Source organism: Acinetobacter sp. NigerLNRRAM0016, assembly GCF_054112845.1.
The window spans coordinates 22,588-43,540 of sequence record NZ_JBSYVT010000010.1; the positions used below are offsets into that span (position 1 = coordinate 22,588).

Sequence of the window (20,953 nt, forward strand, 5' to 3'; positions counted from 1 at the left end):
AAAGGTCTAATATGAATATATTAAAAACTGCATTTTTAGGTACGGCGACTGTCATGGGGTTAGCAGGCTGCGCAACGTCCTCGACACAACCACCGAATATTGCCTCTACAGGACTGCTGATTTGTGCGCAGAATGAACTGTGCCCAGCCGTCAAAGTGACATGGAATGAACAAGAGCGTAGTCACTTAAAAATTACTGCGTATTTACCGAGTGCGAAAGAGGATTATGATATTCAGCAGTTTGTGTTCTTGATTGATCAAAAACCTTATAGCTATACCCCTGCGGCTGCGACCACACATGAATATATCAACCTTATGGTTCCGCACCGTTCCTCCAATTATATTGTGGTACCAAGTTCCTTCTTGAGCACATTTAAAAATGCCAAAGATATTGAATTAAAATTGGTAACCGACAAAGGCAACATTACCCGTCCTGTCTATCGTAATGGACAGCAATCTTCTGCCTATCGTGCCTTTATTAATTTATATCAACCTTAATGCTCCGCATGAAAAAGCCTGTCATATCGACAGGCTTTTTTAGTTCACTATAGCGAGATTAATCCGATTTTAAAGCTTTGGCGAAACTGCGAGATTGCACCCAACCCTGCAAGCTGACCACCATAATCCCCAACATCACCAGTACCGTACCCACCACAAAGTTCAGTTCAATTTTTTCATTCAGCAATAGCACGCCAAAGAGTACGCCAAACAAGGGGGTTAAAAAGGAGAATACGCCCAAACGCGAAGCCAAATACTCTTTTAACAGCCAGAACCAAATGAGATAACTGGCAAAAGACACAATAATGGTATGGAACAATAAACTGCCGATGGTAAATGGCGTCCAGTGAATACTGGCTTGCCCCATGACAAATGCCAAAGGAAATAACAGTACAAAGGCGATTAACAGTTGATAGAACAAGGTTTGGGTTGCAGGTGCTTCCGCCAGTTTCGTTAAGCGCACTGCAATTGTGGTTGCCGCCCACAAAATCCCCGCCAGCAATGCCAATGCATCCCCCCACAAAGCCGTTGGAGATGCTGCTGCCGAACCCGCAGGATGAAACAGAAACGCGATAATAATGCCCAAGAAGGCAAGCGCAATACCACTCCACTGTAAGGGGCTAAGTCGCTCAGAGGGCAGCTTCCAGTGCAACCCCAAAGCCACAAAAATAGGAGCGGTATACAGCAATACGACCGTATGTGAGGCTGAAGTAAAACGTAAGGCTTCTGCCACCAAAAAGAATTCAGAAGCAAATAGAATGCCGACCAGAATCCCTGGGGCCAAATATTCACGACTCCACAAAGAGACTCCCTCTGCGAGTTTAATCATGGGGTAAACCATCAGCGCGGAAAGACCTGAGCGCAATGCAATTTGCATTACGGCAGAAATATCAGGTGCAGCCATTTTTAGAATCACTTGCTGCAAGCCCCAAATAATACACAGCACAAACATAATGCCCGATGCTTTGCTGTCTAGTGCCCGACGCTCACTCACGGTCTACTCCACTTTCATTCATGAGCCATCACTATAGACCTGTCTCTTTTAAAAGATATAATTCAAAATAGACAACCCATCCTATTATCCAGGCAAAATCAGCAGAGGAGAAACAGATGCATACACGTCAACAACATGACTACCATCCGATGCCCACCAATGATGAGATTCCCGCGCCACTGTGGCTGCGGATTTCAGATGCCCCTGCCGAATCTTGCTATCCCATGCACGAACATGCGTGGGGAGAGTTTGTCTATGCCTTGAATGGAGTATTGGAAGTTAAGGTTGATCAGATACATTTTCTGACCCCGCCTCCGTATGGGATTTGGCTGCCGCCACACTTAAAACATGCAGGCATTAACCGTACCGAAGTGACCCATTCCACCTTATACGTGCATGAAAGCCTGTGTGAAGCGCTGCCGAAACAGGCGGGCATCTTGCTGACCTCGGCCTTGGTTCCTGCGCTGCTGCATCATTTGCGTCAGCATCCCATGCCTGATCATGAGCCTGAACATTTACGTCTGCTGCATGTGCTGTTGGATCAACTGCGACATGCAGAATGGGTCGGCAGTTATTTACCTTCGACCCAACATCCTGCATTACAAGGTTTACTGGATTATTTACAACAACATCCCGCCGATCAGAGCACTTTGGCACAATTGGCACAGCGGATTAATATGACCGAACGTACCCTAGCGCGTTATAGCCAGCAGGAACTGGGCATGTCGCTCAATGAATGGCGACAGCGGCTGAAAGTCATTAAAGCCATGTCGATGCTGAATGAAAACAGAACCGTGGAAAGTATTGCGCTGGATTTGGGCTATGCCAACGCCTCTGCCTTTATTAATTTATTCAAACGCTGGATGCGCTGTACCCCCGATCAATTTCGTAAAGACTACGCAGCAGATAACCCATCCAAATAAAAAAAGGACTGTATTTACAGTCCTTTTCTATCTTTAGCTCAGTTTAGGCTTGCACAAAAGTGTTCCAAACGTAGTCTTGCTGCTGACCCTTTAACGTCATTTTGAGTTGATCACCAGCTTGCAATGCCGCAACACCCGCAGGTGTTCCTGTCATGATCACATCCCCCACTTCTAGGGTAAAGACCTGACTCATATCTGCCAATAAGGTGCCGATATCAAAAATCAGATGCGAAGTATCCCCTTTTTGACGAAGCTCATCGTTGACATGCAAGGTGTAATGCACCTCGTTCCAGTCCTGCACCACCTCGGCGACATCAACCCAATCTGCCAACATGCATGAACCATCAAACGCCTTGGCGCGCTCCCACGGCTGACCCTTGGTCTTTAGATCATCCTGTAAATCACGCAAGGTTAAATCCAGTCCTAAAGTCACAGCACCCACCGCTTGCAGGGCTTTCACAGGATCGGTTTCCGCTTTCAGTTCACGATCAATACGTAGGGTTAGTTCACATTCATAGTGACAACTGCCCCAAGCCGAGTTCCACGAAATTCCATCTTGCAATGCTTTTAAACTGCTTGGCGGCTTGATAAACAACACTGGACGATCGGGAATGGCATTTCCCAGTTCTCTGGCATGGTCTGCATAGCTACGACCGACACAGACAATTTTAGATGGACGTGTACTCATGATCTTCCCTTCGACTTGTTGTGACAATAAATCTTTTATTTAGAATGCTTAAAGGTATTTTCAAATATGCCTTGATCTTCAGCGCTTGCAAACGCACGTTTCGGTACAATCACCACAGTACGATTTTTTAATTCCAGCATATAGGTCAGTTTACCCGCTGCAAAATTCTGGACTTCGTGGTAATGCACCACTTTTTTACGACCATTGGCATAAATATCGGCATAGTCTTGATACAGATCTACGCCTTGCTCGCTTTTCCCAAATTGATACTTCACAAACTGACGCTTAAACATCATCGGCAAGAACCAATAACGCAACACCAGCTGTAAAACCAAGAAAAATACGCCCAGCGCAACGTAATAACGACCGACCCCAGAAAAGCCCAAATAAATACCCCAGCCAATAATGGCAATACTAATCAGTGGGGTAATAAAACGGGTGAATAACTTTTTACCGAAGGTGGCTAGAGCAAAGCCATCTTGAGATTCTTCAAGGTTTAAGTAATAACGTAAAGATAAGGCAGGCTTGCTGTCTGACATAAATCCATCATCAATCTGAAAACGAGACTGGACCATAGTACACCAAATTTCAGCTTTTCTTTATGCTTTTCACTGCTGCTCGGCAACAACAAAGTTTGGAATTGTCACGAAATAGACATGCTTTTGAGTTATTTTAAGCACAAAAAAACCGCAAAAAATGCGGCTTCTTTTTTATAGCTAGAACAGATAAATGATCTAGGTAATCAAGTTGGTGCGCTCAGAGAGATTCGAACTCCCGACCCCTTAGTTCGTAGCCAAGTGCTCTATCCAGCTGAGCTATGAGCGCGACGTCTTGATGGAGCGCATTATATATGGTTTTTTCATTTTGATAAGTATTTTTTCACAAAAGTGCAACCAAATGCCTAGATAATGGGCAATTCATGCATAAAAGTGCATTTTTAGACCAAAACCATCAAACAGCCAGTCAATTTAGCTACTCTTTTTTTCAATCTCTAATGGACAGAAATGGCATGCAAGCGCTGCTAGCCATCCAAACACAGCCAAACATATCCTGACTCCGCTTAATGTGGAATAGACCTACTTCGCCAATTAACTTATCTAAATTGGGATCAAAGGCACATTGCCCCAACCAATAGGCATTCTCTAGCTACAGATCTTGATCATAACCATCACTCAAGATCATGCCACCCGCCTATTCTTATTCTTCGACGGACTATACAAAGAAGTAGCGAGACACAGAAAAAGAGTCAACACCATGCAGCACGGCAAGTTTAGTCGTGGAATTAAAGGAGAGAATGCTAAATTTCAGGCACAAAAAAACCGCAATATATGCGGTTAATTGTTCAAGTTGGTGCGCTCAGAGAGATTCGAACTCCCGACCCCTTAGTTCGTAGCCAAGTGCTCTATCCAGCTGAGCTATGAGCGCATTACTTGTGTGCCATTCGGCGATACGTTACATACAGTTTACTTATTGGTGCGCTCAGAGAGATTCGAACTCCCGACCCCTTAGTTCGTAGCCAAGTGCTCTATCCAGCTGAGCTATGAGCGCGACATAAGTAAAGTTGGCGGTGAGAGAGGGATTCGAACCCTCGATACAGTTGCCCGTATGCATCCTTAGCAGGGATGTGGTTTCAGCCACTCACCCATCTCACCGTAACGTGCCGCCATAATACAAACTTAACCCTAGTACTGCAAGCACAGCCGCTGTTTTTTTTGCATTATTTTGCTCAATTAAATATTTTTTAAACAATTTACTTAAATTTGAGCAGAATTCATCCGATATCGGCAGGTATTACTTTCCGAATGTAGCTGTTCAACTACAATTGCTCGAGGAAAAACACATTATTGCAATCATTTACGTGCAGTCTGGCGCAGCATGTCTTATGCTAATCCTATCTTCTGACACAAAACCAAATCCATGATGAAAAATTGGGTCGATCCTGAAGCCAAAGCGGAAGCTGAACGCTACGAAAATCCTATTCCGAGCCGTACGCTCATTTTAGAAACTATAGAACAATTAAACTCGCCACAATCGCATGCCGATTTAGTGGAACACTTCCAAATTGCCGATCAAAAGAGCATTGATGCCCTCAGCCATCGCCTGATTGCCATGGTGCGTGACGGTCAACTCATGAAAGATGGTTTTAAATTCCAACGCATGGCAGATCAGCCTAGCCATGAAGCCACGGTTTATATCAACTCCAAAGGTTTTGGTACTGCCAGTATTGCTGGACATGATGACCTGCTTTTACCTGAACGTGAACTTCGCCAAGTGTTTAACGGCGATCGCGTGAAAGTGCAGCAGACTTCTGTGGATCGTAAAGGTAAAGCATGGGGCTTTATTTCCGAAGTCTTGCAGCGCCGCGTCAAGCAGATTATCGGTAAAGTCTCACAACATGACGGCGAATACTTTATTCAACCCGCAAATCCGAATGCACATCAGCCGATTACTTTAGAAAAAGAGCTGATTGAACATGCCCAACTTAAACTGGGGGATTCGGTTCGTATCGCGATTGATGACTACCCTACCCGTGAAGAATTCGCAACGGGACATGTGATTCAGTCGATGGCAGACAAAGCAGATACCGAAATCATTATTCCGCAAACCATTTTAGAATTTGGTTTGCCTTACGAATTCCCAGAAGAAGTCCTGAAAGAAGCCGAGAGCTTTAAAGAGCCAAATGCCAAAGACCGTGAAGGTCGCATCGACTTACGTGACCTGCCTTTGGTCACCATTGATGGTGAAGATGCCCGCGACTTTGATGATGCCGTCTATGCCGAAAAACGCTCGGGTGGCGGTTATCGTGTCGTGGTGGCAATTGCCGATGTCAGCCATTATGTGCGTATTGGCAAACCCTTGGATGAAGAAGCTCAAGAACGCGGGACCTCCGTGTATTTCCCGCACTTTGTATTGCCGATGTTGCCTGAAGCCCTTTCCAATGGACTGTGTTCTTTAAATCCACATGTCGACCGTCTATGTATGGTCTGTGATTTAAAACTTTCGCGTGCAGGTCGCGTGACAGGCTTTGAATTCTATCCTTCAGTAATGCATTCCAAAGCCCGTCTCACTTATACACAAGTGGCGCAATATTTTGATGGGGATAGTGCCGCGGTACCCGAAGACCGTGAGGTCCGTAAATCCCTCAACACTCTGTTCCAACTGTATCAAGTGCTGAAAGACCTACGTGCCAAACGCCATGCCATGGAATTTGAAACCGTTGAAACCTACATGACCTTTGATGACTTGGGCGGTATCAACGAAATTCTGCCACGTACACGTAACGATGCACACAAGCTGATTGAAGAATGTATGTTATTGGCTAACGTGGCTGCAGCTGAGTTTGCACTCGAGCACGATGTGCCGATGCTGTATCGCGTGCATGAGCCACCTGAGTTCTCGCGCATTCAAAAAGTCCGTGATTTTGTCAAATTGCTTGGTTTGAAATTCCCAGACCAACCGACCCAAGCTGACTATCAGGCGGTGATTGAAGCGACCAAAGACCGTATTGATGCACCAAGTATTCATGCGGTGTTGTTACGCTCCATGATGCAAGCCTATTACGGCGCGAAAAATGCGGGACATTATGGTCTGGCTTATGAAGCCTATACCCATTTCACATCACCAATTCGCCGCTATCCAGATTTACTGTTACATCGTGCGATTAAAGCCAAACTCGCTGATAAACCATTCCCGCTGTCAGGCGCAGCACTGGATGATGCAGGCGAACATTTCTCGCAAACCGAACGTCGTGCCGATGAAGCCTCTCGCTCTGTTACCATGTGGTTAAAATGCCACTACATGCAACAGCATTTGGGCGATGAGTTTGTCGGTGTGATTTCAGCAGTAGCAGAATTTGGTTTATTCGTGACGCTGAAAGACCTGTATGTGGATGGTATGGTACATGTCAGTCAATTGGGCGATGACTTCTTTGTCTTTGACCAAGTTAGTCAAAGTCTGGTGGGACAAAACCGTGGGCAAACGTTTGGTTTAGGCGATGAAGTCAAAATTAAAGTGGCTGGCGTGAACTTGGAAGAGCGCAAGATTGATTTTGAACTGATTCAGCAACTGACGCATGCAGGACGTGCCATCCGTAGCCGTGCACCGCGCGTAGCCAAAGCTGGCACTGCACAGGTGAAGGAAGAAACCTTTAATCCTCGCGCGGCAAAAGCACCTACTGAAGCACGTGAGTCTGGCGATCAACCTGTTACGAAAAAGAAAGCCAAGCCTAAGCCAAGCTCTTATGGCAAAAAAGCCGATAAGAAAACCTCCACCAAAGCCGAGGTAAAAGCCAAAGACAAGGCCAAGAAAAAGAGCAAAGCCAAAAAGAAAAAAGCCAACGCCAAAGTGCGTAGCGAATAACCTGAGATCGGTGTTAAGCCCCGTGGCTTAACACCTTTTTTTATAAAAAATCATGACCATTATTCGACGTTTGATCCCTAAACCGATTAGCCAATATCATCCCCTGTTTTACTTTTTATCGACCCGTACCCGACGGGCGCTGCGCTATTGGCAATGGAAAACCGATGGTCAAGATTATGCCCAAGAGAAATGTTCTACACCCTTGCCCTATCGGGTGAAAAAACATCAATCGATCTTGATTCGAAAATTAGGAGACAGCGAACAACACTGGCAACACAACAAAGTCATCAACCTGAAAATTGCCAGCCCTTGTATTTCAGGCATTCTCATTCATCCCCAACAGACCTTTTCTTTCTGTCAACTTGTGGGGCAACCCACAGCCGCCAAAGGCTATGTCGAAGGCATGGAACTGAGTTTTGGTCAGGCGCGTGGTGGCATTGGCGGTGGTATTTGTCAGATTGCCAATCTGATCCATTGGCTGGTGCTGCACAGCCCACTTCAGGTGAAACAACGTGCGCAGCATTCCTTTGATCCCTTCCCCGATCAAGGACGGGTTTTACCTTTCGGCAGTGGCGCGGCCATCTTTTACAATTACATCGATTATCAATTTTATAATCCGACCCCGCATACCTTTCAAATCCGCTTATGGTTTAGCGACAAATGTCTGGAGGGGGAACTGCGCTGCTCGGTAGATTTGGGTTATGTCTATCATGTGTTTGAACAACAGCATGCCTTTTTAAAAATCGGTTCTGACTATTATCGTCAAAATGAAATCTGGCGGCATCGTAAAGAAAAATATAAAAGTGGGGAAATTCTAGACACCGAATGCATGACCCGTAACTTTGCCAAAGTCCTGTATATCCCTCAGCGAATTGATCAATCCTTTGCTTCTTGGGCAGAATTTACCGCTGAACAGCAAACTCCCACAATAAAAACTTGATTTCCCTGCCAACAATCCCTACATCTAGATTAAGTTTAAAATGAAATGGCGAATGCACATGCTCTTAGATCAAGCAACTTTACCTGTTCCTCAGTTTGATCAAATTCAACTTAGCGAATTAAAACAACAAATCGAACAAGCCATTCAACACGGTCAGCAATTTTTAGCCGAACTCATAGCCGTCCCTGAACAGCATGCCGCTCAACTTCAAGTGTTACGCCAAGTCGATGAACTTGAAAATAGCATGAGCGAATCTTGGGGTGTGCTGTCTCATTTAAATGCGGTCATGAACAATGTTGAAACCCGTGAGGTCTATCAGTCTTTGCTCCCTGCACTGAGTGAATATTACACTGCGCTCGGGCAACACACCGTACTGTACCAAACCTATCAGCAAGTACAAGATTCGACAGAATTTAATAAACTACCTGCGGCACAGCAAAGCGCCATCAAGCTAGCATTACGAGATTTCAAACTCTCTGGGGTTGCCTTAGAAGGCGAGGCGAAAAAACGCTATGCTGAAATTTCAGCGCGACTGTCACAACTGTCTTCCGATTTCTCCAACCATGTCTTGGATGCGTCTCAAGCCTATTTCAAACCTTTGAACGAAGATCAACTGAAAGGCTTACCCGCCAGTAGCGTTGAACTGTTAAAGCAGTATGGTCAGCAACGTGAGCTTGAACAAGCGGTTGCGACGCTAGATATTCCTGCCTATTTGGCGATTATGACCTATGCTGAAGATCGTGCAGTACGTGAAGAATTGTATCGGGCTTACACCACCCGTGCTTCAGATCAGGCAGAACAAGCTGAATTTGACAATACCGCGGTGATGGAAGAAATCTTGAGCTTACGTCAGGAAATGGCACAATTACTGGGTTTTAACAACTATGCAGAACTGTCCCTCGCCAGCAAAATGGCACCCGATGTCGACACCGTGGCCAACTTTTTGGTTGAGCTAGCAGAACATGCCCGCCAACCTGCCGAGCAGGAAATTGCGGAGCTAAAAGCCATTGCAGTGCAAGACGGGATTGACACCCTCGAACCGTGGGATACAGGGTTTTACTCTGAAAAACTCAAAGTTCAGCAATTCAATCTGTCTCAGGAAGATTTAAAACCGTATTTCCCTGCACCGAAAATTGTACAAGGCTTATTTAGCATTGTTGAACGTCTGTATGGCATTCAAGTTGTACAGCGCGCAGCACCTGTCTGGCATGCCGATGCACAATATTTTGAACTGGAAGATCAAGGCAAAGTCGTCGGTGGTTTCTATTTTGATCTGTATGCCCGTAATGGCAAACGCGGTGGCGCATGGATGAGTGGTTTCCGTTCACGCATGCAAACCGCACAAGGTCTACAAAAACCGATTTGCTACATGGTCTGTAACTTTACCCCACCTGTTGCAGGACAAGCGGCGTTACTGACCCATGATGAAGTGACCACCCTGTTCCATGAATTTGGACATGGCTTGCACCATATGTTGACCGAAGTCGATCATATTTCTGTGGCAGGCACGCATGGCGTGGCTTGGGATGCAGTAGAGCTGCCAAGTCAGTTTATGGAATTCTGGACGTGGGACAAAGAAAGCCTCGATTTACTGAGCGAGCATATTGAAAGCAAAGACGTACTCCCTGAATCTTTGCTCAAAGCATTACTCGATGCGCGTTTCTTCCAGTCAGGCATGCAAACTCTTCGTCAAATCGAATTTGCCTTATTTGATCTCAATATTCACCGCACCACGCCTGTATTAAATGCAGCGGGTATTCAAACGACTTTAGATCAGATTCGTCAAAACTATGCTGTTGCCCCGACAGCTGCCTACAATCGATTCCAGCATAGCTTCAGCCACATTTTCGCAGGCGGCTATGCAGCAGGTTATTATTCGTATAAATGGGCAGAAGTTTTAGCCAGCGATGCCTTTGATCGCTTCGAACAAGAAGGGATTTTCAATACCCAGACTGGCAAAGAGTTTCGACAGTTTATTCTAGCAGTTGGCGGAAAAGATACAGCGCTTGATGCATTTATCAATTTCCGCGGACGCGAGCCAAAAATAGACGCATTATTACGCCATCAGGGTTGGACGAACACCAATAAAAGCGCTTAAACTACGTCATTATTGTTCACAGGGTGTTATTAACTGACATGAAAAGACAGTTTATCGCAGGCGCAAAATGTCCTAAATGCGGAGCTTTAGATCGTGTGGTTAAGATCATCACTGTGGATGACGAGTGGATTGAATGTATAGAGTGTGAATATACAGAAAAGCGTCCGACCCATGTCGAGCCTGCTGAGCCTGAATATCCAGACGAAATTGGGGTCATTCAATTTAAACCTCGTCAGCCTGAATAACCACAAGGTTCAAGTCATGACGTTAGATCAAAGACAAAATTCAAAACTTTTAATGGGGATCATTGCAGGACTGCTTGCCGTGGTGGCTATTTTTCTTGCCTACCAATGGATGACCTCCTCGCAACCAAAACATGAGTTAGAGCAGCCAGTCGCGCGTGCAGCAGCAAAACCAGCAGCTCAAGCACTTGCTCCTGCCGCTGAAACGGCAGCATCTACGGCAACAGCCGATACTGCAGATGCGCCAATCCAATTGGTGGATGCAAGCCTATTGAAACAAGATGTGCCGAAAAATGCAGCATTGGCAAAAGAAGAAATTGCCAAACTGGATGACATTCAGACGCAACTGAATGATCAAGAAAAAATGCTGAAAGCACAACATCATGATGCAGATGACCTGATTGAGTTGAAAGAGGAACAAATTAAGTTACTCGAAGCACAACTCGCACAAGCTCAATAACCGATTACTTAAAATTCGGCTAGAATAGATGCGTCTATGACTATGCCGAATTTTCGCATGAACATCTCCCCAACCAATCGCAATCTGGTCAAGGCGCTTGGTTTTCTAACCCTATCGGCCTTTTTATTTTCGCTGATGGGCGTCTGTATTCGTTATGCCTCTTATAGCGTCGATAATCCGACCATTGTCTTTTTTCGCAATTTTATTGGCTTATTCGTCTTTTTGCCGATCATGTTCAATAAAGGTCTGGGCTTTTTTAAAACCCGTAAAATCTGGATGCACATGTGGCGTGCCGTGGTCGGTCTAATTGCCATGTACGGCTTTTTCTATGCCATTGCGCATTTAAAACTCTCTAATGCCATGGTGTTTACTTATTCCTCCCCCATCTTCATTCCACTGATTGCATGTTTATTTTTAAAAGAAAAAATTACCCGTTCCATGCTCTTAGCTGCTGTCATTGGTCTGGCGGGTGTCTTGTTTGTGGCAAAACCAAACTCAGGACTCTTCAACCAGATTTCCCTGATTGGCTTAATCGCGAGCTTTTTAGCCGCCATGGCGTTTGTCACCGTGCGTGCGCTAACCAGTACCGAGCCACCTGAACGGATTGTATTTTACTTCTGCTTGATTGGTACGCTCATTTCCATGCTTCCCATGTTCTGGTTATGGCGACCTTATACACTGCATGAACTCAGCTTTTTGATTACCGCAGGCGTATTGGCGAACATCAGCCAGATTTTCATGTCCAAAGCCTACCAATTGGCACCTGCTGGTCAGATTGGTCCCGTGAATTATATTGCAATTATTTTTGCAGGAACTTGGGGCTACATTTTCTGGCAGGAAGTGCCTGACCACTACAGCCTCATTGGTTTCAGTTTGATCTTGGGCGGTATCCTCTTTTGTAGTCCTCTATTTCAACAACGCCAAAAAACATAAAGCACCCGAAGGCGCTTTATCTATTATTCAAGTCGCTCAGTGATACCAACCAAACAATTTAAACAAATAAGGCACATAAGCAATAATCAGCATGGCAGGGAATAACACCAAGAGTGGCAAGATCCAGCGTTCGTAGCGATAATAAAAAGATGCATGTCGAACTTCTGCATCCGCTTCCGCGACTTCTGCATCACCAATCGATTGACGCGCCAGCAAATGATTCAGCGCCACAGGCGGCGTCACATAACCCAATTCAAATCCAATCAAGGTAATCATCCAGAAATGAACAGGATGAATGCCATACTGATAGGCGACTGGGGCAACCGTCGCTGAAATTAAAATCACAGCACCAAACGGATCCATAATCATGCCGACCACAATCATCAGCGCCACAATCATCGTAATTACTAAATAAATATTCCCAATATCCGTTGGGAATATACTCATGACTTCAATCCGCTCCAAGAAGCCCCCGACACTGACCGATAATGCCATGAGAATGACCAATGCCCCAATATGCCCAACCGTCTCACTGGTCGAAATATGCAACGATTTCCAGAAACCCACTTGGCGCATCGGATCTAACTTTTCTGAATGTTGCACCGCATGATTGACAGCAAGCTCATCTGCCACTTGCTCTGTATAAATCCCCTCTCGATATTCCGCGGTATTAGATAAATCAGCACCCGCCATCGCAGGTTGAGTCGATGATGCATAATTTAAATCCAGCGTTTCATCCCAATGTCCGACCGCTTGAATCGGAGCAGGTTCATGACTTAATTTATCAAACAACACCATAACCAGCAGAATGATCGGCATCATCACAGGTGCAGTAAATTCATTCAGATCTGTCGATAAGGCATATTTATAAAACAACCAGATCAGCACAAAAATTAAAATATAAGGCAAAACAGGTGCAATTGCGCGGACAGATTTAGGCGCTGCAAGATGCAAAGGTGCAATACGGAACTTCTGTTCCGCGAGGAACAGTGACACCACTAAAAACAAGGTTGATGTTAGCAGGAAGGTATAACTGCCGTATTGATACAGCCAGTCTGTCGTGACTTCCTTATTCAGTGATGCCACTACCACAATCAATAAACACGGTCTTAATACCACACCCAAAGAACCCGACATCGCTGTTGCTGCCAAAGCAAATTGACGGCGCCCTCCCGCATTCCAGACTTCTTTATAAATGATTGCTCCAGCCGCAATCACGAAAATCCCTGAGGCACCGGTATAAGCGGTTGGTAATGCCGCCGCAATTAGAATGAGCCAAGTTAAGGTTTCAGGCGCCAGATTCCATGGACGCAAAATATTCAGGAATAAATCCACAATTCGGGTTTGCTTTAACAACATCCCCGCCCAGATAAAGAGCGCAAGATTCAGGAAGATACTGGAGAACTCGACCAGTTGCCCCAAGTAAATCCCTTGTCCCATTGGGTAGTCCATAAAGAAGGTAAAGGCAACACCTGTAATCACCGCCATATAGGCATATAAAGGCACACTTAAAAATGCCATGCCCAAGCGCCCGCCCTCTTTGGTCAGCGCAGGCTGTTTAAATAATTGAAACAGGCTAATCAAGGTCAGCAAACCAAATAACGTAATCCACATCCAGTAAATACTGAACATTTCACCCGTCATCGGTACACCTGAGTTCTGGACAGAATGATACTGGCTTAAACTGGATGCCACTAAAAAGCCATTTGCCACCAGCATAAATAGGCTATATACCCTAAAATCAATTTTAGTCGCAGGACTACGTAAACCAATATGATGGGTTTTTAGGGTTGCGCTGATGGCTGCAAATACCACCATCAACACCAGTAAAATAGCGCGATTTTCACTCCCAAACTTAAACACCCCAAAGAAGGTGGTTTCCACGGTACGGTAGGTTCTTAAGGTTGGATGTGCCTGCATGTGTTGCATGGCTTTATCGTAGAACTGATATTTTTCTTCACATAAATTTTGTGCCGCAAGAATTGAAGCCCTGACATCCGATTCTGAAGCCGTACCAAAAATATCGGCAAACTCATCTGCTGCATTGGTTTTCATTTGTGCTTGAACCAATGCATCCACATTCGGATGACGGTTACAATCAGGTTTGCTCGGTTCTGCTCTTAAGAAAGAATATTGCATACCTTTGGCAGGGTCGCCATACAGGCTTTCCCCCATGCGCAATAATTGTCCATGAATCATTTCACCTGTGCCAATAATCAGTGTTAAAACCAGCAACACCAAAATTACAAAGGCGGAGATCCATTCAGTCCAAATATATTTAAACAGGTCTAATCCAGACCGTTTCTGTCCTGCATCGTACATATGCGTTCCTATTTTTATTTTACTCATCATCAATGATGATGTAGACATCTCTCTGCACAGAACATCTCCATATTCTGTTGCTATCTTTATTTTTCAACTTCACTCTGCATGACTTTCAGACTGAAAAAAATGACTGCTTTTGTTTTCTTTCTGCTTAAAATGTCAACTGTTTGGCTTCAACAGCCTTAAATGAAAAGGAAAATACACTGCGGCCAACAGCATGCCCCAAATCGCACCCAACAAATGCGCTTCGACCAAAACAGGACTGCCAATCAATTCGGCAGTGCTAGTATTCCCCAAGGTATTTTCCCAAATCAACTTCAACACAATCAGCCCCAACACGCCTGCCGCAAATTTACGTTCATGGGCATAACTAAGATGAACCAATGCCACAGCAACATAAGCCCCATGCAAGACACCTGAAAGTCCTGCATAGGCTTCAATATCAGGAAAGCCATAATAAAAACTCAGACTGATACAGACTGGAAGCAAGAGCAGCAATGCTGCAAATTTCCACACGCGTACATGCGGAAAAATAAAAGGTAAACAGGCAAAGGCCAGCATATTGAGCAGATAATGAATCCATCCGACATGCACCCAATGTGCCGTCCAAAGGCGCCAGAATTGTGCCAACAGATCTGGTCGCCAATAAATAAAATAGTCTGCAAAAATCTGTAGGCTGGCAGAGATTGAAGCAACCCCTGCGATAAACAGCACTTTTCGAGCAACATATGGATCATTCATTAGCATCTCCCTCTACCTCAGCAGCACTTCCATTACGGCTATTCGCAGGCTCGACCTTGGCTATTGTTTGGTGCTACTGGTGGTATCTTCAGATGCATCAAACAGATCATCCAAACCTGCACTGTCATCCTGCTCATCCCAGAATTGGCGCATCCCCCCATCACCTGTACGTTTGCCCGTATGTTCTGTCCAGTAACGATCAGAGATCCCTTGCACCATACTGGCAGCCATACTATCAATCAGCTTGAACTGAGGATTGACAGGCTTTTCATCCGAACGTGCAGCAGCAAACTGCTTTAAGGCATCACGAATTTTGGCATCATCGCCACTGGCTTGTGCCGCAACCGCATATAAGGCATGTGGTAAGCGTACCCCTTTTTGTTCGCCAATTTGCATTGATTGTTTAAGGGTTTGGTATGGATCTGGTTTACCATCCCCCGCGCCTGGCAGTAATGTCCAGATGGCTGCACGAGTCGCCTCTGGTGCGCCCCAGAACTTTTCATTGTTCAAGCAGACCATCCCGCGCTCAACGATCGCAGCGATGTCTTTCGGTACATTGACTGCACCTCCTGAGTTAATGTCATTGGTCATGGCTTGCAAACCACTGAGCATCCCCAGTAAATATACGGTCTGATCAATGTCACTTTTCATCTTCGGGCAACTTTCACCCAAAGCTTGCTGGTATTTGGCTTGCCAGCGCTTTTCTAACAGTTGATAGCCCACATACTGACGCTGTGCTGCTACTGCTGACCAACGCTTTTGTTCAATTCGTGCATCCTGCGCTTCAGTAACTTGCCCCGATTTAGATGCACGTAAATAGCGTAGCTCGGCATCCAAAGCATGATTTTCAGCGCATGTTCCCGCAGCGGAATACAGTAAAATGGCAATACGGGTCGGATCTGCACCCATATCTTGGGTCGACATGATGGCTGGGGTTAAGGCAGTACCTGAGTTACAGACCATATCTGCATCATCCATGGCTAAAATGGGCGGTACAATATGTTTTTCACTAAATCCCAAAGCGACATTCGCACCTGATTTCACCACATGCGAACACCCTGTAAATACGGTTGTTGTAATCATTAAAATCGCCATACCTTGGCAAATTTTCTGGACTTGCGACATCTTCCTGTCCTCTATATTTTTTGTTTGTGTCCTTCGCAGTAAACATAGCAGAAGCGAATTTTGAAGAAAAGAGTATTTACTCTAATTCAAAGCATTACTTTGCCATGAAAAATAAAGAGAAAAATTGACTGGAAAAGCAGGATTATTAAATTTTGGGCAAAAAAAAGTAGCATTGCGACGGTTCAGCACATGCTACCTATTAAATGAACGCCCGAAGGGCTTTATGTTTGTGCAAATCGATCCTTCAGCACCGTTCCTAATCGTCCTATAACAATTGCCAAAACAATCGCCATCATCAGAAACATCCACGTGGGAAAAATCATATTGATCTCCTCGTCTGCTGTTTGGTGGTTTTAATGTACAAAGAAAATGCAGTTGGAAGCGCTAAAATTGTCTAACAATTTATACTTTATGCCAATTTATTGAGTTTCTGTCTGACAGGAACAAGTTAAAATATATATAATAATTTGATTTTTATCATTTTAATAAAACAAGACATACCATCAGGTGTCTGACAATTAGAGCATTTTTGCCAATAACTTAAGTCTTTTCCAATCAGCCAAGGTCAGTTGGTCGTACCAAATCACATAGCTACAGCGTTGTGGCTGCTGGAAATACAGCACGATATACCAGTGATGATCCACCACACGCAGGAGTTGCATGCGCTCCACCTGCTGATCAGTGTTAGCAACCGACCATTCATCTAAGGAGAAAGGTTCAAAATAAGATACAGTGGCGCGTTGCAACTGTCGCCAGAATGAGAGCAATACAACCACTAGAGCGATACAAGCTAACCAAAGTGGTAATAAAATAAAGGCTACACTTAGAATGAGGATTAAAATACAGATTTGAAACACAACCGCCACGCGACTGCGTTTCAAATAATAGGCTGTATTAGCCATGAACATAATGCTTTAATTTAAGAATAAACGTCTTGATTTCAGCGCGAGGCGGTTCACCCACTTCCATAAACCAATCCAGTAAATCAGGATCTTCTTGATCGACCAATTCAGCAAATAATGCCTTTTCTTCAGGAGAAGCATTTAAATAATAATTGCGAACATATGGGTCAAAATACACATCAATTTCTTTTAATCCACGACGTGCACGGTAAATCACTTTGCGTTCTTCAAGCGTCATTTCTTCGCTCATTATATTCCCCTAGGCCGAACAGAATTACCCTAGTTTAACCGAATCATTTAGCCAATTTCGAGCACATTTCCACTGAATGACCAAATCTACCATTTTTATTATGGAATTGAGCATTGCTCACATTGCCCAACGCCCAGCAGATCTTTTAACTTCGTACGCACAATTATAATTCAAGGACTTCAACCTCATGCAATCTGGTGCTATTTGCCCGCTCGACCCAATGCTACCACGCCAACTGTTCACTGAAGAACACGAAGCATTTCGTGAAACTGTACGTAAATTTTATACACAGGAAGTGATTCCAAATACTGAAAAATATGAACAACAACAACACGTTGATCGTGATTTGTGGAACAAGGCGGGTGCGCTCGGTTTACTCTGCGCCACCATGCCCGAAATCTATGGCGGTTCAGGAGTCAATCGTCTCTACAGCATGATTCTGATTGAAGAGCAGGCCTATGCCATGGACTCCGCAACTGGCTTTTCCCTGCATTCCGACATTGTCGCCAACTACATTTTGAATTTTGGCAATGAAGAACAAAAGCAGTACTGGCTTCCGAAAATGGCGACGGGTGACATCGTGACAGCGATTGCCATGACAGAACCGGGTACAGGCTCAGATTTGCAAGCAGTAAAAACTACAGCAGTCCTTGATGGTGATGAATATGTCATTAATGGCTCCAAAATTTTTATTACCAATGGCTACCTGTGCGATATGGCTATCGTGGTGTGTAAAACAGGCCATAGCGACAAAGGCTCAGCCAATCTGTCTCTCATCATGGTTGAAGCAGATCGTGCAGGGTTCAGCAAAGGTAAACCCCTGCATAAAATTGGCATGAAAGGTCAGGATACCTGCGAGTTGTTCTTTGATGATGTCCGTGTACCCAAGCAAAATTTGCTGGGTGCTGAAGGCATGGGCTTTATGATGCTGATGAAGGAATTGGCATGGGAACGTATGTTAGTGGCAATTATTTGTCAGGCCGGTGCAGAGGCGGCTTTTGCGCATACTGTGCGATACACCAAGCAGCGTAACGCCTTTGGCAAACCGATCGCTTCTTTTCAGAATACTCGCTTTCAATTAGCGGAGCTGCGTACCGAAATTGATTTTTGTCGCACTTACCTTGACTGTTGTATGCAACATCAACTTCAAGGACAACTCGGAGTTGATGCTGCGGCAGCTGCCAAATACAAAATTTCAGAGATGTACTCCAAAGTGGTGGATGAATGCTTACAACTGCATGGTGGATACGGTTACATGCTGGAATATCCAATTGCCCGTGCCTATATCGATCATCGTGCCAATCGAATCTATGCGGGAACCAATGAAATTATGAAAGAACTGATTTCACGAACCCTATAAAACCAAGCCAATGAAAAAGGAGCGATGTGCTCCTTTTTTATGACTTAGATTTATGACTCAGACTATGACACCAATTTAGGTTTACGTTGATCATACGGATGTGCTTTCTCGAATTTTAAGACAGCATCTTCAAAATTCGCATGTTTTAAGGTTTTGCGATCTGCCAGATAATTATTGGTGACTTTCCAAGGTGCATGCTTGCCTTGTTTAGGCATCACGTTGGCTGCACGAGCAATATATCCCGAAGTCAGACTGCCCATCACCGTGTCTTCCAGTAATTCGGTCTGATCCCCCTGAGGAATCACCTGTACATAGCCTTTTTGATCCATATAGTTAATCAAACGACAGATATAATCTGCCGCAATGTCGACTTTTAAAGTCCAAGAAGCATTGATATAACCAATGATCATGGCCATATTCGGAACATCACTGACCATGACACCTTGGTAAAGCATATGTTTCGAGGTATCAATTGGCTGACCATCCAAAGTGGCTTTTATTCCACCCAGAATTTGAATGTCTAAGCCCGTTGCAGACACAATAATATCTGCATCCAGATGTTTACCAGACTTCAGTAACACCCCAGTTTCGGTAAACTTTTCGATTAAATCCGTTTCTACACTGGCTTGCCCTGAACGCAAAATCTTGAACAGATCCCCATCAGGAACCACACACAAACGTTGATCCCACGGATTATAACTTGGGGTAAAGTGTTTCATATCCACCTTACCTTTGAGCTGCATTTCGATCGACTTCAATAAAAATTTACGCAGTAATTTGGGCTGCTTTTGTGCAAGCGCATAAATACCACGTTGCATACCGATATTGCGGGCACGGGTCAATTTATAAGCGACATCTTCGGGTAGGTATTTCCGCATTTTATCGTAAACAAAATCAACTGAAGGTACAGATGCAATATAGGTTGGCGAACGTTGCAACATCGTTACATGTGCAGCCCCACCCTTCGCCATCGCAGGTACCAAAGTAATTGCCGTTGCACCACTGCCAATAATGAGGACTTTTTTACCACGATAGTCTAATTTTTCAGGCCAATGCTGTGGATGAATAAACTCACCCTTAAATTCGAGCTGGTTCGAAAATTTAGGCTGATAGCCATGCTCATAGTTATAATATCCTGTGCAGCCTAAAATAAAATTCGCCACCCAAGTCTGTTTCTTTTTCTTATTATCTTCAATTTCAACCACCCATTTCTGAATCTCAGAATCGTAATTGGCTGAAATAACATTATGTTGAAAATGTATTTTAGAAGAAAGATTAAACTCATCCACCACCTCGGACAAATAACCTTTTATTGCAGCACCATCAGCTAACACACTGGATTGCTGCCAAGGCTTAAAATTATAGCCAAAGGTCGACATATCCGAATCAGATCGGATCCCTGGATATTTAAATAAATCCCATGTCCCACCAATACTCTCGCGACGTTCAATAATCTCGTAAGAACGATGAGGATTATTTTTGGATAAATGTGCCGCTAGGCCAATACCAGAAATGCCAGCACCCACAATCAATATATCAATTTGCTTTTCCATGTTGTTTTTATAACCTGACTGATAATACATTTTTATTAAAGCACATATCTGACAATGATCAATGTCAAGTTTAATTAAAACCGCTATTAAAACGTGTCATTTCGGGACATCGTTAAATTTTGTCTAACAACAGGCATTAAAAAAGGTCGGTTAAAAACCGACCTTTTTTAAGAACAACTGAATAGCTCTACGAAATTATTTAACTTCGCGATCTACTAGTTCAACGTAAGCCATCGGTGCAGCATCACCCGCACGGAAGCCCGCTTTAAGAACACGTAGATAACCGCCGTTACGCTCTTTGTAACGAGGGCCAAGAACGGTAAATAATTTACCAACAGTTGCTGCTGAACGAGTACGAGCAAACGCTAAACGACGGTTTGCAACAGTATCGTTTTTAGCTAAAGTGATTAAAGGCTCAGCAACGCGGCGTAATTCTTTAGCTTTAGGAACAGTAGTTTTAATTAACTCGTGTTCGAACAAAGAATTAGCCAAGTTTTGGAACATCGCTTTACGATGACTGCTTGTACGGCCTAATTTCACACCACTATTACGATGACGCATGG

19 protein-coding genes and 4 tRNA genes are annotated in these 20,953 nt (G+C 44.4%); 9 read left to right on the plus strand and 14 right to left on the minus strand.

Features of this window, described 5'->3' with window-relative positions; translation table 11 throughout:
- Positions 1 to 11 precede the first annotated feature (11 nt).
- Positions 12 to 497: a hypothetical protein gene (locus ACWQ4X_RS08320; protein ID WP_457903318.1), complete on the plus strand. Its 486-nt coding sequence runs from the start codon at positions 12 to 14 to the stop codon at positions 495 to 497.
- A gap of 58 nt (positions 498 to 555) precedes the next feature.
- Here the strand turns inward: ACWQ4X_RS08320 and ACWQ4X_RS08325 are convergent, their stop codons facing one another.
- Entirely contained in the window at positions 556 to 1,491 is a 936-nt protein-coding gene (locus ACWQ4X_RS08325; RefSeq protein WP_457903319.1) for a DMT family transporter, read from the minus strand.
- Positions 1,492 to 1,607: 116 nt separating this feature from the next.
- On the opposite strand from ACWQ4X_RS08325, the gene ACWQ4X_RS08330 reads away from it, so the two are divergent.
- Entirely contained in the window at positions 1,608 to 2,414 is an 807-nt protein-coding gene (locus ACWQ4X_RS08330) for a helix-turn-helix domain-containing protein (protein ID WP_457903320.1), read from the plus strand.
- A gap of 43 nt (positions 2,415 to 2,457) precedes the next feature.
- Here the strand turns inward: ACWQ4X_RS08330 and ACWQ4X_RS08335 are convergent, their stop codons facing one another.
- The 6 genes from ACWQ4X_RS08335 to ACWQ4X_RS08360 form a co-directional block, all read right to left on the minus strand.
- The gene (locus tag ACWQ4X_RS08335) at positions 2,458 to 3,105 is read right to left on the minus strand and encodes a fumarylacetoacetate hydrolase family protein (RefSeq protein WP_457903368.1); all 648 of its coding nucleotides are present in this window, start codon (positions 3,103 to 3,105) and stop codon (positions 2,458 to 2,460) included.
- Between the two features lie 32 nt (positions 3,106 to 3,137).
- Positions 3,138 to 3,641, minus strand: coding sequence for a YcxB family protein (locus ACWQ4X_RS08340; protein ID WP_457903369.1), 504 nt, complete (start codon positions 3,639 to 3,641; stop codon positions 3,138 to 3,140).
- 209 nt (positions 3,642 to 3,850) lie between these two features.
- Positions 3,851 to 3,927, minus strand: a tRNA-Arg gene (locus ACWQ4X_RS08345).
- A gap of 523 nt (positions 3,928 to 4,450) precedes the next feature.
- Positions 4,451 to 4,527: transfer RNA gene (locus tag ACWQ4X_RS08350), tRNA-Arg, on the minus strand.
- 46 nt (positions 4,528 to 4,573) lie between these two features.
- Positions 4,574 to 4,650 (minus strand) — tRNA-Arg (locus ACWQ4X_RS08355).
- Positions 4,651 to 4,664: 14 nt separating this feature from the next.
- Positions 4,665 to 4,754, minus strand: a tRNA-Ser gene (locus ACWQ4X_RS08360).
- 265 nt (positions 4,755 to 5,019) lie between these two features.
- Between ACWQ4X_RS08360 and rnr the strand changes: the two genes are divergently transcribed.
- The 6 genes from rnr to ACWQ4X_RS08390 are packed head-to-tail and all read left to right on the plus strand — an operon-like array spanning position 5,020 to position 12,134.
- Positions 5,020 to 7,461, plus strand: coding sequence for a ribonuclease R (gene rnr / locus ACWQ4X_RS08365; protein ID WP_457903321.1), 2,442 nt, complete (start codon positions 5,020 to 5,022; stop codon positions 7,459 to 7,461).
- Between the two features lie 52 nt (positions 7,462 to 7,513).
- The gene (locus ACWQ4X_RS08370; RefSeq protein WP_457903322.1) at positions 7,514 to 8,401 is read left to right on the plus strand and encodes a VanW family protein; all 888 of its coding nucleotides are present in this window, start codon (positions 7,514 to 7,516) and stop codon (positions 8,399 to 8,401) included.
- A 58-nt stretch (positions 8,402 to 8,459) separates the two neighbouring features.
- A complete protein-coding gene (locus ACWQ4X_RS08375) occupies positions 8,460 to 10,499 on the plus strand; it encodes a M3 family metallopeptidase (RefSeq protein ID WP_457903323.1) in 2,040 nt (679 codons plus the stop codon).
- 38 nt (positions 10,500 to 10,537) lie between these two features.
- Complete coding sequence (locus tag ACWQ4X_RS08380; RefSeq protein ID WP_100241823.1) at positions 10,538 to 10,744, plus strand: YheV family putative metal-binding protein; 207 nt, start codon at positions 10,538 to 10,540, stop codon at positions 10,742 to 10,744.
- Between the two features lie 16 nt (positions 10,745 to 10,760).
- Positions 10,761 to 11,201: a hypothetical protein gene (locus ACWQ4X_RS08385; protein WP_457903324.1), complete on the plus strand. Its 441-nt coding sequence runs from the start codon at positions 10,761 to 10,763 to the stop codon at positions 11,199 to 11,201.
- 57 nt (positions 11,202 to 11,258) lie between these two features.
- Positions 11,259 to 12,134, plus strand: a complete 876-nt coding sequence (locus ACWQ4X_RS08390; RefSeq protein WP_457903370.1) for a DMT family transporter — start codon at positions 11,259 to 11,261, stop codon at positions 12,132 to 12,134.
- Between the two features lie 36 nt (positions 12,135 to 12,170).
- Here the strand turns inward: ACWQ4X_RS08390 and ACWQ4X_RS08395 are convergent, their stop codons facing one another.
- From ACWQ4X_RS08395 to ACWQ4X_RS08415, 5 genes are all read right to left on the minus strand, one after another.
- Positions 12,171 to 14,456, minus strand: coding sequence for a TRAP transporter large permease subunit (locus tag ACWQ4X_RS08395; RefSeq protein ID WP_457903371.1), 2,286 nt, complete (start codon positions 14,454 to 14,456; stop codon positions 12,171 to 12,173).
- A 162-nt stretch (positions 14,457 to 14,618) separates the two neighbouring features.
- On the minus strand, positions 14,619 to 15,200 hold the full coding sequence (gene rrtA / locus ACWQ4X_RS08400) for a rhombosortase (protein ID WP_100241826.1): 582 nt from the start codon (positions 15,198 to 15,200) through the stop codon (positions 14,619 to 14,621).
- 60 nt (positions 15,201 to 15,260) lie between these two features.
- The gene (locus tag ACWQ4X_RS08405) at positions 15,261 to 16,325 is read right to left on the minus strand and encodes a hypothetical protein (RefSeq protein ID WP_457903325.1); all 1,065 of its coding nucleotides are present in this window, start codon (positions 16,323 to 16,325) and stop codon (positions 15,261 to 15,263) included.
- Positions 16,326 to 16,843: 518 nt separating this feature from the next.
- On the minus strand, positions 16,844 to 17,227 hold the full coding sequence (locus ACWQ4X_RS08410; protein WP_457903326.1) for a hypothetical protein: 384 nt from the start codon (positions 17,225 to 17,227) through the stop codon (positions 16,844 to 16,846).
- On the minus strand, positions 17,220 to 17,477 hold the full coding sequence (locus tag ACWQ4X_RS08415; protein ID WP_100241829.1) for an FAD assembly factor SdhE: 258 nt from the start codon (positions 17,475 to 17,477) through the stop codon (positions 17,220 to 17,222). The genes ACWQ4X_RS08410 and ACWQ4X_RS08415 overlap by 8 nt, the downstream gene beginning before the upstream one ends.
- A gap of 187 nt (positions 17,478 to 17,664) precedes the next feature.
- On the opposite strand from ACWQ4X_RS08415, the gene ACWQ4X_RS08420 reads away from it, so the two are divergent.
- Positions 17,665 to 18,837, plus strand: a complete 1,173-nt coding sequence (locus tag ACWQ4X_RS08420; protein WP_457903327.1) for an acyl-CoA dehydrogenase family protein — start codon at positions 17,665 to 17,667, stop codon at positions 18,835 to 18,837.
- A gap of 62 nt (positions 18,838 to 18,899) precedes the next feature.
- On the opposite strand, the gene ACWQ4X_RS08425 is transcribed toward ACWQ4X_RS08420, so the two are convergent.
- A complete protein-coding gene (locus ACWQ4X_RS08425) occupies positions 18,900 to 20,390 on the minus strand; it encodes a flavin-containing monooxygenase (RefSeq protein WP_457903328.1) in 1,491 nt (496 codons plus the stop codon).
- Positions 20,391 to 20,585: 195 nt separating this feature from the next.
- Positions 20,586 to 20,951 (minus strand): 50S ribosomal protein L17, encoded by a 366-nt coding sequence (gene rplQ / locus ACWQ4X_RS08430; protein WP_004974746.1) that lies wholly within the window; start codon positions 20,949 to 20,951, stop codon positions 20,586 to 20,588.
- Between the last annotated feature and the right edge of the window lie 2 nt (positions 20,952 to 20,953).